Genomic DNA, 14,001 nt, shown 5'->3' on the forward strand with positions numbered 1-14,001 from the left:
ATCATGTCCCAGGAAAACTCAGCGCAAAAGCTGCCTGCCCATGCCCGCGTGGTGATCGTCGGCGGAGGCGTCATGGGGGTGGGTCTGGCCTATCACCTGGCGCATGAGGGTTGGACCGATGTCGTCCTGCTGGAAAAGGCCGAGCTGACCAGCGGCAGCACTTGGCACGCGGCCGGCCAGATCACCCATTCGACCAGTTCCTTCGGCCTGGGCAAATGCGTGGACTACAACATCGGCCTCTATTCCGGAAAGCTCGAGGCCGAGACCGGGCAGGCGGTGACCTGGCACGGCTGCGGCTCGTTCCGGCTGGCCTATACCGAGGACGAGATGGACTGGCTGCGCCACACCCTGTCGGTGGGCCGTTCCCTGGGCTTCAACATCGAATTGGTCGGCCCCGGCCGGATTGCCGAGTTGCATCCGTTCTACAATCTGGACGGGGTGCTGGGCGCGTTGCATACCCCGGATGACGGCCATGTCGACCCGACCAACGTCACCATGGCGATGGCCGCCGGGGCGCGGGCTCTGGGCGTCCGGATCATCCGCCGCTGCCGCGCCACCAACATCACGCAGCGGGCGAACGGCGAATGGGTGGTCGAGTCGGAACTCGGCACCATCACCTGCGAACACGTGGTCAATGCCGGCGGCACCTATGCCCGCCAGATGGGCGAATGGTCGGGGCTGCAACTGCCGATGACCTCGATGACGCATCATTATTTCGTCACTGACCCGGTGCCCGAGTTCAAGGACCTGGAAACCGAACTGCCGGTGATCCGGGACGACCGCAAGGTCTCGGGCTACATCCGCATGGAGCAGAAGCGCGGCCTGATCGGCATCTACGAAAAGACCAACCCCAACGCGGTGTGGATCGACGAATGCCCGTGGGACTACGAGAACTGGCTGTTCGATGCCGACTACGACCGGGTGATGCCGTGGCTCGAGGAAAGCCTGAACCGCATGCCGATCTTTGCCGAACTGGGCATTTCGCGCGACGTGCATGGCGCCATCTCGCACCCGCCCGACGGCAACCCGCTGATCGGCCCGGCGCCGGGCGTGCGCAACTACTGGTGCTGCTGCGGCACCCAGATCGGCATAGGCTGGGGCCCCGGCCTGACCCGCGAACTGGCGCGCTGGATGGTGCATGGCGCCGCCGACATCTCGATGCGCGACTTCGATCCGCGCCGGTTCGGATCCTACGCCACCAAGGACTGGCAGGTGGTCAAGGCCAAGGAGGATTACTGCCTGCGCCACGAAATCCCGTTCCCGCATTTCAACCGACTGGACGGCCGGCCGGTCAAGCCGTCGCCGCTCTACGACCGGCTCATGGACAAGGGCGCGGTCTATGAGGAGGTCTATGGCCACGAGCGCCCGCGCTGGTTCGCGAAGAACGGGGTCGAGCAGCGCGACCACTATTCCTTCAAGCGCACCGTCGTGCATGACATGGTGGCCGCCGAGTGCAAGGCCGTGCGCGAACGCGTGGGCATCATGGACATCTCGGCCTTCACCAAGGTCGAGGTTGAAGGGCCGGACGCCGAAACGCTTCTGGACCGGCTGGTCGCCAACCGCCTGCCGCAAAAGGTCGGGGGCATCGCGCTGACCCACATGCTGAACCGCCGTGGCCGGATCGAGTTGGAGACCACCGTGGTCAAGCTGGGCGAGGGCCGCTACTACCTCGTCTGCGCCGCCTTCTTCGAACAGCGGCTGCTGGATCACCTGAACAAGAACCTCGCGGGCGAGGAGGTCAACATCATCCTCCGCTCGAACGACTGGGCCGCGCTTGCTCTCAACGGTCCCAGGGCCCGCGAGGTTCTGGCCGCCTGCACCGAGGCCGACCTGTCGAATGCGGGCTTCAAATGGCTGACCGCGCAGCAGATCGACGTGGCGGGCCACAAGCTCTGGGCCTTCCGCATGTCCTATGCGGGAGAGTTGGGGTGGGAGTTGCATATTCCCCGCGAAAGCACGCTCGCCGTCTATGACGCCCTTTGGGCCGCGGGCGGGGCGCATGGCATTTCCGACTACGGCTCTTTCGCGATGAACGCGCTGCGCATGGAAAAGGCGTTCAAGGGGGCCGGCGAACTGACCAACGAAGTCACGCTGGCCGAGGCGGATGTGCTGCGCTTTGCCCGCACCGACAAGGAGTATCTCGGCAAGGACCGGACCCTGAACACCGATCTGCCATGGATCTGCGCCTATCTGGAGATCGAGCCCAACGGGGTCGAGGATGGCCACGGCGGCGAGGCGATCCGGCTGGGCGGCAAGGTCGTCGGCTCGACGGCCTCGGTCGCCTTTGGCCACACGGTCGGCAAGATCCTGGCCTTCGCCTACGTCAAGCCGCACGTCAACATGCCGGGTACCGAGGTCGAGGTGATCATCGCGGGCAAGCCCCGCAAGGGCCGCATCCTTGGTGAACCCGCCTACGATCCGCAAGGCCTTCGGCCCCGAGCCGACGCGGTGATGGAGGCGGCGGTATGACCATCCCGCCGAAAATGAAGGCCATGGTCCTCATGGGGCATGGCGGTCTCGACAAGTACGAATGGCACGAGGATTGGCTGACACCCTCGCCGGGGCCGATGGAAGTCCTGATCCGGGTCGGGGCCTGCGGTCTGAACAACACCGACGTGAACACGCGCACCGGCTGGTATTCCAAGGCGGTGAGCGAGGCCACGACCGGCGGCGCCTATGCGGACGTGGCCGAAGAGGATCCGACCTGGGGCGGCCGCCCGCTGACCTTTCCCCGCATCCAGGGGGCGGACGTGGTCGGCATCGTCGTGGCTGTCGGCGAAGGCGCGGATGCGACGCTGATCGGCAGGCGCGTCATGGTCAACGGCTGGCTGCGCGACTGGGACGATCCGGACAACATGGACAAGACGGGCTACTACGGTTCGGAATGCGACGGCGGCTTCGCCGAGTTCGCCACCGCCGATGCGCGCAACGTGGTGCCGGTCGACTCCGACCTGTCGGATGCGGCCCTCGCCACGTTCGCGTGCTCCTACTCGACGGCCGAAGGGATGCTGTCCCGCGCCAACGTAGGTGCGGGCGACACGGTGCTGGTGCCGGGCGCCTCGGGCGGCGTCGGCGGCGCGTTGGTGCAGCTGGCGAAACTGCGCGGCGCGCGGGTCATTGCCATGGCCTCCGAGGCCAAGCATGACGAGGTGGCGAAGCTCGGCCCGGACCGCATCCTGCCTCGCGCGCCGGCGGACCTGCGGGCGGCGCTTGGCGACGAGAAGGTCACCGTCGTCGCGGATGTAGTCGGCGGGCCTTGTTGGCCCAGGCTGATCGACATCCTCGAACGCGGCGGGCGCTACACCTGTTCCGGCGCCATCGCGGGCCCGATCGTCGAGTTCGATTTGCGTACATTCTACCTGCGCGACCTGACCTTCACCGGCTCGACGGTTCTGTCGCCGCAGGTGTTCGAGAACATCGTGCGCCACATCGAGCAAGGAAGGCTGCAGCCGGTTCTGGCCGCGACCTATCCCCTGCGCGAGCTGCGCGAGGCGCAGCAAGCCTTCATCGACAAGACCCATACCGGCAACATCGTGGTGATCCCATGACGACACTCGAAGACGTTCTCGAAGCCGCGCGCCTGCTGCATGCGGCGCATCCCGACCTCGCTGCCTTCGCGCCCTGGCCCAGGGACCTGACCCCGAGCGGCCTGCAGCCCCGCCCGATCCCGGCGACGGATCTGGTGGCGGCTTTCGCCCATTCCGGCACGCCGCTGACCAATGCCTTGATCGACGCGGTCAGGGCCACGGCGCATCTGGCGGAATGGAAACGCACTTATACCGAAGAAGAGGTCGGCGCGGATTTCCGCAATCGCTACGGCTATTTCGAGCTGTTCGGCCCGACCGGACATTTCCACTCGAACCAGCTGCGCGGCTATGTCGCCTATTGGGGCGAGGGGCTGTCCTATGACTGGCACAGCCACCAGGCGGAAGAACTTTACCTGACCCTCGGCGGCGGCGCGCTGTTCAAGGTCGACGGCGACGAGGCCCATGTCGGTCCCGGCCAGACCCGCGCCCATGCCAGTTGGCAGAGCCATGCGATGATCACCACCGAGCAGCCGATCCTGACTTTCGTGCTCTGGCGCGGCGAAGGCATGGCCGATCTGCCTAAAATGGACGCCGCATGAAGATCACCCGCATCTCGGTCTACCATGTCGATCTGCCGCTCGAGCATCCCTACTGGCTGTCCGGCGGGCGGCTGAAGTTCGAGGTGCTGGACGCGACCTTCGTCAAGCTGGAGACCGACGAGGGATTGACCGGCTGGGGCGAAGGCACGCCCTGGGGGCACACCTATGTGCCTGCGCACGGCCCCGGCATCCGCGCCGGCATCGAGACCATGGCCCGCTTCGTGCTGGGACTGGATCCGCGCAAGGTGCTGGAAGTCGAGCGGGCGATGGATCTGGCCTTGCCCGGGCATCTCTACGCCAAATCCCCGATCGACATGGCCTGCTGGGACATCGCCAGTCAGGCGGCGGATCTGCCGATCGCCGACCTGATGGGCGGCGGTTCGCGGACGCCCGCGCCCATCGCCTCGTCGGTCGGAGCCAAGACGGTGGAGGAGACGCGCGAAGTCATGGACCGCTACCGCGCCCGCGGCTACCACGTGCATTCGGTCAAGGTGGGCGGCGACGTGGAGCGCGACATCGAACGCATCCGCGACGTCGAGGCGCACCGGCCGCGCGGCGAGCGCATCCTCTATGACGTGAACCGCGCCTGGACCCGACAGCAGGCGCTGCGGGTGATGAAGGCGACCGAGGATCTGAGCGTGATGTTCGAGCAGCCGGGCGAAACGCTGGACGACATCGCGGCGATCCGGGCGCTGCATTCGGCCCCGGTCAGCGTGGATGAATGCCTTGTCACCCTGCAGGATGCGACCCGTGTCGCGCGCGACGGTCTGGCCGAGGTGTTCGGCATCAAGCTGAACCGTGTCGGCGGTCTGACCAAGGCCGCGCGGATGCGCGACATCGCGTTGGCGCATGGCATCGACATGTTCGTGATGGCGACCGGCGGGTCGGTCCTGGCCGATGCCGAGGCGCTGCACCTGGCCGCCACCATCCCCGATCACAATTTGCTGGGGATCTGGGCCTGTCAGGACATGCTGACGCTGGACATTGCCGGCGGTCGTGGCCCGCGCAACGCGGACGGATACCTGAACCTGCCCGAAGCGCCCGGTCTGGGCGTCGCCCCTGATGAGGAGGCGCTGGGCAAACCTATGGCGGTTTATCAATGACGCGGATCGTTCGCATATCGCTGTGGCACATGCCGCTGACCAGCCACGAGGCTTATTACATGGCCGACGGCAAGACTTGCGACACGGTGGAAACGGTCGTGCTGGCGCTCGACACCGATGACGGGCTGACCGGCTGGGGCGAGGTTTGTCCCATCCCGCATTACCTGCCGGCCTACGCGCGCGGCGTGGCCCCGGCGCTGCAGGAACTGGCCCCGGTGCTGCTGGGCGCCGATCCGGTCGGCCCCGAGGCCTTGATGGCGCGGCTCGACCGGCATCTGCAGGGGCATGTCTATGCCAAATCGGCGCTGGACATCGCGCTCTGGGATCTGACCGGGCAGGTGGCGGGCCTGCCGCTTTTTGCGCTGCTGGGCGGGCGGCGGGCCGAGACCATGCCGCTCTATCATTCGATCACCTGCGTCGCGCCCGACGAAATGGCGCGCATCGCGCGCGAGGCGAAGAACCAGGGCCTGACCCAGTTCCAGGTCAAGCTGGGCGCGGACAGGGACTGGCAGGCCGATGTCGCCCGCCTGCAGATGGTGCGCGAGGCGGTGGGCGACGGGCCGCTTGTTTATGGCGACTGGAATTGCGGCGCATCCTCGCTGGACGCGACGCGGGTAGGGCGTGCGGTCGCCGATCTGGACGTGATGCTTGAACAGCCCTGCGCCACCATCGAGGATTGCGCGCGGGTGCGCGCCGCCACGAACCTGCCGATGAAACTGGACGAAAGCGCCCATGACACGGCCAGCCTGCTTGCAGGGCACGCGCACGGCTGCATGGATGCGGTCGCGATCAAGCTGTCGAAATTCGGCGGCCTGTCCGCGGCGCGGCGGGCGCGCGACCTGTGCCTGCATCTGGGGGCCAAGATGTGCATCGAGGACACCTGGGGCTCGGACATCACCACCGCGGCGCTGCTGCATCTGGGCGCGACGACGGATCCCGCGCGGCTGATGAACGTCTGCGACCTGTCCGGCTATGTCGCGCCGCGGCTTGCGCCCGAAGGGCCGGTGCGCAAGGCTGGACGCATCGCGCCGCCCGACGGCGCCGGTCTCGGGGTCGCGCCGGACCGCGACGATCTGGGCGAGCCGGATCTGATTTTGGACTAGGAGGCCATCATGCTCACGAAACTCAGCCAGGCCGATTGGATCGAACGTGCCAAGGCGGTGCTGCCCGGCGGCGGCTTCGGCAATTTCGACCCCACCAAGTTCATCCGCGAGGGCAGCGGCAGCCGGGTCTGGGACGAGGACGGCAAGGAATATGTCGATTTCCTCATCGGCTCGGGGCCGATGTTGCTGGGCCACGGGCACCCGGAAGTGATGGAGGCGGTGCTGGAGCAGCTGCCCAAAGGCATGACGTTTTTTGCCAACAACGCCCGCGCCGTGGAACTGGCCGAGGAAATCTGTTCGGCCGTGGCCTGTGCGGATCAGGTGCGCTACGTCTCGTCAGGCGGCGAGGCGGACATGTACGCGATCCGGCTGGCCCGCGCCTTCACCGGGCGCGACCGGATCGTCAAATTCGAAGGCGGCTATCACGGCATGTGCGCCGAAGCACAGATGAGCCTGGCGCCGACCAGGATGGTGAACTTTCCGCAGGCGGTGCCGGACAGCGCCGGCATCCCCGAAAGCGTCCGCGCCGAGATGCTGATCGCGCCGTTCAACGATCCGGATTACATCCGGTCGCTGCTGGCCGAGCATGGCAGGGACGTGGCCGCGATCATCGTCGAGCCGCTGCAGCGGATCATCCCGCCCGTGCCCGGTTTCCTGCAACTGCTGCGGGACGAGGCCGACAAATACGGCATCGTGTTGATCTTCGACGAGGTGGTGACCGGGTTCCGCTTTTCCTATGGCGGCGCGCAGGAGCTTTACGGCGTGACGCCGGACATCGCCACGCTGGGCAAGATCATCGGCGGTGGTTTCCCTCTGGCCGCGATCGCTGGCCGCGCGGACATCATGGCGCATTTTGACAAGGCAGCGGTCGGGGCGGAAAAATGGCTGATGCAGCTGGGCACGCTGTCGGGCAACCCGGTGGCCGCGGTGGCGGGGCTGAAAACGATGGAGGTGCTGCGCCGCGACGGACAATATGACAGGCTGCGCGCCAACGGACGCCGCCTGATGAACATGGCGAAGGCGGCGCTGGATGCGCAGGGCATCGCGCATCGGATCGTCGGTGACCCGACCCTGTTCGAGATCGTGTTCACGACCGGCGAGATTCGGGATTACCGCGATGTATTCGGGTCGGATACCGCCAAGGCGGCCAGGTTCAACGCGGTCCTGATGCAGAACGGCATGTTCAAGTCCCCCGGCAAGACATACCCGTCGCTGGCGCTGACCGAAGAGGATTTCGAGCTTTGCCAGGCGGCCTATGAAAGAGCCGCCGAAGCTATCGCGCAAACCTAGGCCGGACGGAGCCGGGTCCGCTTCGGCGCTGACCGGCGCGAGCCTTGCGCGGCAGGGCGGTGCGTCAGATCGCGTCCGCCATCACCAGTCGGATGATGTCCTCGCGCTGGAACCCCCGTGCCGCCAGTTCCGTGTCGGACATCGCGCTGTAGGCGTTGATGCGGCGGACCTTGGCGGTTGCCTCGCCAATGCGGGTAAGCGCATCCCAGATGCCGGCCAGAATGTCGCCGGCGACCTTCAGAAGGGCAGGCAGCGAGGCGGGTTGTGCGGTCGAATGTGCCATGTCTGACTCGTCCTCTGGCGAATGAAAGGTTCGACCGGATTTATGCTGCATTTGCAGCATTGGGTAGGGCGGCCTGCGAATAGCTGCCGTGCATTCGTTGCAAATCTGCAGGGAAATTGTTTCTTTTCCGTGTCGTGCCACGCGAACGAAACTCGGTGCAAACCGCCGGGTTCATGTGCAGTTGCGGCGAATGCGAACCGTTTACCAATTTATGCATTCATGATATACATTTTCTGCATAAGTCTCTGATGCACTTATGTTTTCACTGTGCCGCGCGGGGGTGATGCGCGGCACGTGTTTTTGGGGGGAAGTCAATGAAGAACGTAGCGCACGCCGCTGCGGTGCTGGTTGCCGGCGCAGGGTTTGCCTGTGCGGAACCCAGCGTCGAGCGAGGAGAATACCTGGTGCAGGGCCCGATGGGCTGCGGCAATTGCCACACGCCGTTCGGGGCCAAAGGGCTGGACATGAGCCGGGATCTGGCCGGCCGCGAGGTCGAGGAGACCGAGCATTTCATCGCGATTTCAGCCAACATAACGCCGGCCGGGCGGGTTTCGGACTGGAGCGACGAGGAACTGGGCCGCGCGATCCGAGAATGCATCCGGCCGGACGGAACGGTGATCGGGCCGCCGATGCCCTGCCTCGTCTATCGCGGATTGGGCGACGAAGACCTGGCTTCGGTGGTGATGTATCTGCGCACGGTTCCGCCGGTCGAGAACGATCCGGGCCAATCCACCTACAAGATGCCCCTGCCGCCCGCCTACGGGCCACCCGTCGGCAGCGTCACCGCACCCGAACGCGCGGTGTCGGTGGAATATGGCGCCTATCTCGCCAGCAGCATCGCGCATTGCGTCGAATGCCACTCGCCGATCGGGCCGGAAGGCCCGATGTTGGATGCCGCGCACCTTGGGGCCGGTGGCTACGAATTCGTGGGCCCCTGGGGCACGGTCGTCGGACCCAACATTACAAGTCACGAGGACGGTCTGTCGGGTTTTTCCGACGACGAGATCAAGACCATGGTGGCCAGGGGCGAAAGGCCGGACGGCAGCCGGATGCTGCCGCCCATGCCCTATCCCTATTTCGCGCGGTTGACGGGCGAGGATCTGGATGCGCTGGTGATGTATGTCCGCACCTTGCCGCCGCTGCCGGACCCCTGAACCGGGTCAGGCCCGGAACGCATCATCGACAGGCACCTGCAACGCGGTGACGATCCCGTTCGTCTGCATCGCCATTCCGATCACGGCCAGCAGTTCGCCATGCTGGGCGGTGGTCATGCCCTTGGCCCTTGCGGCGGCGGTGTGGGAATGCACGCAATATTCGCAGCCATTGGCCGTCGAGACCGCGACATAGATCATCTCCTTGACCAGCGGATCCAGAGCGCCCGGCCCCATCACCTGTTTCAACCGCTCCCAGGTGGCCTTGAGCAGAGCGGGGTCGTGGGCCAGCGCCCGCCAGAAGTTGTTGACATAGTCGGTGCCGCGCACCGTCCTTATGTCATCGAAGACGGCCAGCGCCTCGGCGCTGGCCTCCTCGTCCGACAGCAGTGGTACCGTCGCCATGCTCACACCATCGCGAAAATGCGCGCGGGGCCGCCCGACCCGCCGCGATGGGCGGGCGCGCCGACGACCAGCGTCGCTCCGCTGGCCGGCACCTTGTCCAGGTTGGCGAGGTTCTCGATCCCGTAGCGGTTGGTCGGCAGCCAGGCGTAATGCGTGACGAAATCGGCCGAGGGCCCGTGATCCAACGACAGGGTATCGACGGCCAAGGCCACCGCGCCGGACTGTTCGAGCAGCATCTGAGCGGCTTCGACGTGGAAGCCGGGGAAATGCATCTTGCCCTCGGCGTCCGCGTTGCGGAACTCGTCGCTTCCGGTCTTGCCGGCCCAACCGGAATGCATCGCGACGCAGGCACCGTCCGGAATCGGCCCGTTGGCGTCGATCCACGCCTTCAGGTCGTCGGGGGTCACCTGCGCATCAGCATCCTCGGCCGCGCGTGCGGCGATGTCGATCACGCAAAGCGGACAGAACAGGTTCGAAACCGGAATTTCGTCCACCGCCTGACCGTCCGCCGAAAAATGCAGCGGGGCATCGACATGCGTGCCCGTGTGCTCGTTCACCGCGAGATTGAACAGGTTGAAGCCGTTTTCCTTGAAATTGAACGCCTGCGTCGCCTCGATTCCGGGTGCCCCGAAATAGGTGGGAAACTCGGCGTCGTAGACATGGGTCATGTCAACGACCTCGCCGTGGCCCATGGCCATGGCCGGGGTGGTCAGACCGGACCCAAGCGCGGTTCCCGCAACCGCGGCGGCGCCGGCCTTGAAGAAGGACCGCCGCGACAGCATCCGCTCCTTGACGGCATTCATCACGCAAATATCGCACATTCCATTGCTCCCAATTGCTTTTTCCCGCTGCCGGTTAGGGCCCGAATGCGCCTGCCTCGGACCGAGACTAACACGATTCCGCCAGATTCGATCGGTCTGCATGATCCGGGGTTTCCCGCCGGCGCGAACATCGTCGCGGCGCCTCATCTGTCCAAGGTTTCCCGGCCGGCGCGTTCATGGCAGAACGAAGGGTACGGACGCTGCGTCGCGGGGGTGAATTCCGCTTGCCATCCTTGGGTGTCCGGGCCACCTTTTCCGCGTGAAACAGGATTTCGCAAAGCGGAATGGATGCCCGCAGCCTGCGCCGGTGACGCAAGGTTTCCTGCGCCTGCGATGTCACGGCGTCTAGTCTTTGAAGGGCGGACACGGCCGAGTCGCCGGACCGCAGGTCAGACAAGGGAGGACGGGCCGCATGCCAGAGGCCATCGAATACGAACGGATTGGTGACATCGCGGTGCTGGCCGCCAACAACCCGCCGGTGAACGCGCTGGGCGTGGACGTACGCCGGGGGCTGCTTGCGGGCATCGAACGGGCCGAGGCCGAGGGCGCCAGGGCGGTGCTGATCTACGGCAAGGGCCGGACTTACTTTGCGGGCGCGGATATCCGCGAATTCGGCAAGCCGCCGCAGGACCCGTGGCTGCCCGAACTTTGCGCGCGGATCGAGGCGTCGCCGCTGCTGGTGGTCTCGTCGATCCACGGAACGGCGCTGGGCGGCGGGCTCGAGGTGGCATTGGCCACCCATTACCGCGTGGCCCTGCCATCTGCCAGGGTCGGCCTGCCCGAAGTGCATCTGGGCATCCTTCCCGGCGCGGGCGGCACACAGCGCCTGCCGCGGGTGGCCGGGACCGAGGCGGCGCTCGACATGATCACCACCGGCCGTCACGTGCGCGCGGACGAGGCGCTGGTGCTGGGCGTGATCGACGAGGTCGCCGACGGCGACCCGCACGAGGTCGGGCTGAACTATACGCGCGAACTGCTGGAAAGCGGCGCGTCCCGGCGGCCCGTCAGCGAGATGCCGGCGCCCGAGCAGGTGAATTTCGATGCGGTCTACGACGAGGTTCTCAGGAAGGGCCGCGGCCAGATTTCGCCCGCCACCGCCGTTCGCGCGGTGCAGGCGGCCTGCGAATCCGAAAGTTTCGATGCCGGCATGAAACGCGAACGCGAACTGTTCATGGACCTGATGGCCTCGGATCAGCGCAAGGGGCTGATCCATGCCTTCTTCGCCGAGCGCGCGGTGGGCAAGCTGCCCGAATTGCAGGGGGTCGAGCCCCGGATGCTGCATCAGATCGGCGTGATCGGCGGCGGCACCATGGGGGCGGGGATCGCGACGGCGGCGCTGCTTTCGGGCCTGCCTGTCGTGCTTCTGGAAATGTCGCCCGAGGCGGCGCATGCGGCCAAGGGCAGGATCGAAGCCAATCTCAGCGGCGCGGTGAAGCGCGGCAAGCTGAGCCAGGCGCGGTATGCCGAAATCATGGGCAGCGACCTGAAGCTGGCGACCGGCTATGGCGCGCTGAGCAACGTGGACCTGGTGATCGAAGCGGTGTTCGAGGACATGGACATCAAGAAACAGGTCTTCGCCAAACTGGACGAGATCTGCAAGCCGGGCGCGGTTCTGGCGTCGAACACCTCGTACCTGGACATCAACGAGATCGCGGCGGCCACGAAACGGCCCGAGGACGTGATCGGACTGCACTTCTTCTCGCCCGCCCACGTGATGAAACTGCTCGAGGTCGTGGTTGCCGACAAGACCGCGCCAAACGTGGTGGCGACCGGCTTCGCGCTCGGTCACAGGCTCAAGAAGGTGACGGTGCGCGCCGGCGTCTGCGACGGGTTCATCGGAAACCGCATCCTCAGCACCTACCGCACCTGCGCCGATCACATGATCCTGGACGGCGCCAGCCCCTTTCAGATCGACAAGGCGCTGACCGATTTCGGTTTTGCCATGGGGCCGTTCGCGGTCGCCGATCTGGCCGGGCTCGACATCGGCTGGGCGGTGCGCAAGCGCAAGCGGGCCGAAGGGCTGGACCCGCGCGCCCGCGACAGTTCCTACGCCGACAAGCTGTGCGAGGCCGGTCATTTCGGCCAGAAGACCGGCAAGGGTTACTACGTCTACGAGGCCGGCAAGCGCGGCGGCGTGCCGAACCCCGAGGTGCTGCCGCTGATCGAGGCCGAGCGCGCCGAACAGGGGATCTCGCCGCGCGAATTCTCGGATGAAGAGATCGTCCGCCGTTACATGGCGGCGATGGTCAACGAGGCGGCCAAGGTGGTGGGCGAGGGGATCGCGCGCCGGCCGCTCGACGTGGACGTGACGCTGCTCTACGGCTACGGATTCCCGCGCTACCGCGGCGGGCCGCTGAAATGGGCGGATCTGCAGGGCCTGCCCGGGTTGCTGGACGACATCAGGAAATGGGCGGCGGAAGACGCCTATTTCTGGCAGCCCGCGCCGCTGCTGGAGCAACTGGTGGCCGAGGGCCGCACATTCGACGATCTGAACAAGGAAGCCTCGTGATGAAACAAGCCGTCATCGTATCCGCCGCCCGCACGGGCCTCGCCAAGTCGTTCCGGGGGTCGTTCAACGTCACCCACGGCGCCACCATGGGCGGTCATGCAGTGAAGGCCGCCGTGGAACGCGCCGGATTGGACGGCTCGGAAATCGAGGATTGCATCATCGGCTGCGGCTTCCCCGAGGGCGAGACAGGCGGCAACATCGGCCGCCAGATCGCCATCCGCGCCGGACTGCCGGTGACGGCGTCGGGGATGACGGTGAACCGGTTCTGCTCGTCGGGGCTGCAGACCGTCGCCATGGCCGCGCAGGCAATCACCGAAGGCGGCTCAGGGCCGATGGTCGCGGGGGGCGTCGAAAGCATCTCGATGGTGCAGCCCAGGACGCGGCCCGCGCCCGAGGCGTGGATCCAGGATCACAAGCCGGCGATCTACATGACCATGATCGAAACCGCGGACATCGTTGCGCAACGCTACGGCATCACCCGCGAGGAACAGGACGCGTACGGCCTGCGCTCGCAGCAGCGGATCGCGGCGGCGCAGCAATCGGGCAAGTTCGATGACGAGATCGTGCCGATGCAGGCGACGATGATGGTGAAGGACAAGGAAACCGGCGACATTTCCTACAAGGACGTCACCGTGGACCGGGACGAATGCAATCGTCCGAACACCACGCTCGAAGGTCTGGCCGGGCTCGAGCCGGTGCGCGGAGAAGGCAATTTCATCACCGCCGGCAACGCCAGCCAATTGTCCGACGGGGCGGCGGCGGTGGTGCTGATGGACAGCGCCGAGGCAGGAAGGCGCGGGCTGGAACCAATGGGCGCGTTCAAGGGGTTCTGCGTCGCCGGATGCGAACCGGACGAAATGGGCATCGGCCCCGTTTTCGCGGTGCCGCGGCTGCTGGAACGGCACGGGCTCAAGGTGGACGACATCGACCTGTGGGAGCTGAACGAGGCGTTTGCCAGCCAGGCTCTCTATTGCCGCAACCGGTTGGGCATCGACGACGAAAAATGCAACATCAACGGCGGTTCGATCGCCATCGGCCACCCGTTCGGCATGACCGGGGCGCGGATGGTCGGCCACATGATGCGCGAGGGCAAGCGGCGCGGGGCCAAGCTGGGCGTCGTGACAATGTGCATCGGCGGCGGCATGGGCGCGGCGGGCCTGTTCGAGATCTACTGAACGGGACCGTGCCCGCAGTTTGGGGAGGAGAGCGG

The 14,001-nt window shown here is 66.2% G+C and carries 12 protein-coding genes; 9 read left to right on the plus strand and 3 right to left on the minus strand.

Annotation, left to right across the window (positions count from 1 at the left end):
• The first annotated feature begins 3 nt into the window (after positions 1–3).
• The 6 genes from FGK63_RS08835 to FGK63_RS08860 are packed head-to-tail and all read left to right on the plus strand — an operon-like array spanning position 4 to position 7,622.
• Positions 4–2,469 carry an FAD-dependent oxidoreductase gene (locus FGK63_RS08835; protein ID WP_138841303.1) on the plus strand — a complete coding sequence of 822 codons (2,466 nt, stop codon included), beginning with the start codon at positions 4–6 and terminating at the stop codon, positions 2,467–2,469.
• Entirely contained in the window at positions 2,466–3,548 is a 1,083-nt protein-coding gene (locus FGK63_RS08840) for an alcohol dehydrogenase family protein (protein ID WP_218961126.1), read from the plus strand. The genes FGK63_RS08835 and FGK63_RS08840 overlap by 4 nt, the downstream gene beginning before the upstream one ends.
• Positions 3,545–4,126: a dimethylsulfonioproprionate lyase family protein gene (locus FGK63_RS08845; RefSeq protein ID WP_138841305.1), complete on the plus strand. Its 582-nt coding sequence runs from the start codon at positions 3,545–3,547 to the stop codon at positions 4,124–4,126. Before FGK63_RS08840 ends, FGK63_RS08845 begins: the two co-directional genes overlap by 4 nt.
• Entirely contained in the window at positions 4,123–5,229 is a 1,107-nt protein-coding gene (locus tag FGK63_RS08850) for a mandelate racemase/muconate lactonizing enzyme family protein (protein WP_138841307.1), read from the plus strand. Before FGK63_RS08845 ends, FGK63_RS08850 begins: the two co-directional genes overlap by 4 nt.
• Positions 5,226–6,332: a mandelate racemase/muconate lactonizing enzyme family protein gene (locus FGK63_RS08855; protein ID WP_138841308.1), complete on the plus strand. Its 1,107-nt coding sequence runs from the start codon at positions 5,226–5,228 to the stop codon at positions 6,330–6,332. The genes FGK63_RS08850 and FGK63_RS08855 overlap by 4 nt, the downstream gene beginning before the upstream one ends.
• Before the next feature lie 9 nt (positions 6,333–6,341).
• Positions 6,342–7,622: an aspartate aminotransferase family protein gene (locus FGK63_RS08860; protein ID WP_138841310.1), complete on the plus strand. Its 1,281-nt coding sequence runs from the start codon at positions 6,342–6,344 to the stop codon at positions 7,620–7,622.
• 64 nt (positions 7,623–7,686) lie between these two features.
• On the opposite strand, the gene FGK63_RS08865 is transcribed toward FGK63_RS08860, so the two are convergent.
• Positions 7,687–7,905 carry a hypothetical protein gene (locus FGK63_RS08865; RefSeq protein ID WP_138841312.1) on the minus strand — a complete coding sequence of 73 codons (219 nt, stop codon included), beginning with the start codon at positions 7,903–7,905 and terminating at the stop codon, positions 7,687–7,689.
• Between the two features lie 314 nt (positions 7,906–8,219).
• Between FGK63_RS08865 and FGK63_RS08870 the strand changes: the two genes are divergently transcribed.
• A complete protein-coding gene (locus tag FGK63_RS08870; protein WP_138841314.1) occupies positions 8,220–9,059 on the plus strand; it encodes a c-type cytochrome in 840 nt (279 codons plus the stop codon).
• 6 nt (positions 9,060–9,065) lie between these two features.
• Here the strand turns inward: FGK63_RS08870 and FGK63_RS08875 are convergent, their stop codons facing one another.
• Positions 9,066–9,461, minus strand: coding sequence for a carboxymuconolactone decarboxylase family protein (locus FGK63_RS08875; protein WP_138841316.1), 396 nt, complete (start codon positions 9,459–9,461; stop codon positions 9,066–9,068).
• Positions 9,462–9,463: 2 nt separating this feature from the next.
• Positions 9,464–10,282 carry a cyclase family protein gene (locus FGK63_RS08880; RefSeq protein WP_138841319.1) on the minus strand — a complete coding sequence of 273 codons (819 nt, stop codon included), beginning with the start codon at positions 10,280–10,282 and terminating at the stop codon, positions 9,464–9,466.
• Between the two features lie 412 nt (positions 10,283–10,694).
• Between FGK63_RS08880 and FGK63_RS08885 the strand changes: the two genes are divergently transcribed.
• Positions 10,695–12,791 carry a 3-hydroxyacyl-CoA dehydrogenase NAD-binding domain-containing protein gene (locus FGK63_RS08885; RefSeq protein ID WP_138841321.1) on the plus strand — a complete coding sequence of 699 codons (2,097 nt, stop codon included), beginning with the start codon at positions 10,695–10,697 and terminating at the stop codon, positions 12,789–12,791.
• Positions 12,791–13,966, plus strand: coding sequence for an acetyl-CoA C-acyltransferase (locus tag FGK63_RS08890; RefSeq protein ID WP_138841323.1), 1,176 nt, complete (start codon positions 12,791–12,793; stop codon positions 13,964–13,966). Before FGK63_RS08885 ends, FGK63_RS08890 begins: the two co-directional genes overlap by 1 nt.
• Positions 13,967–14,001: the final 35 nt, after the last annotated feature.

Origin of the sequence: Ruegeria sediminis (genome assembly GCF_005938215.1) — a bacterium.
GTDB classification, from domain to species: domain Bacteria; phylum Pseudomonadota; class Alphaproteobacteria; order Rhodobacterales; family Rhodobacteraceae; genus Ruegeria; species Ruegeria sediminis.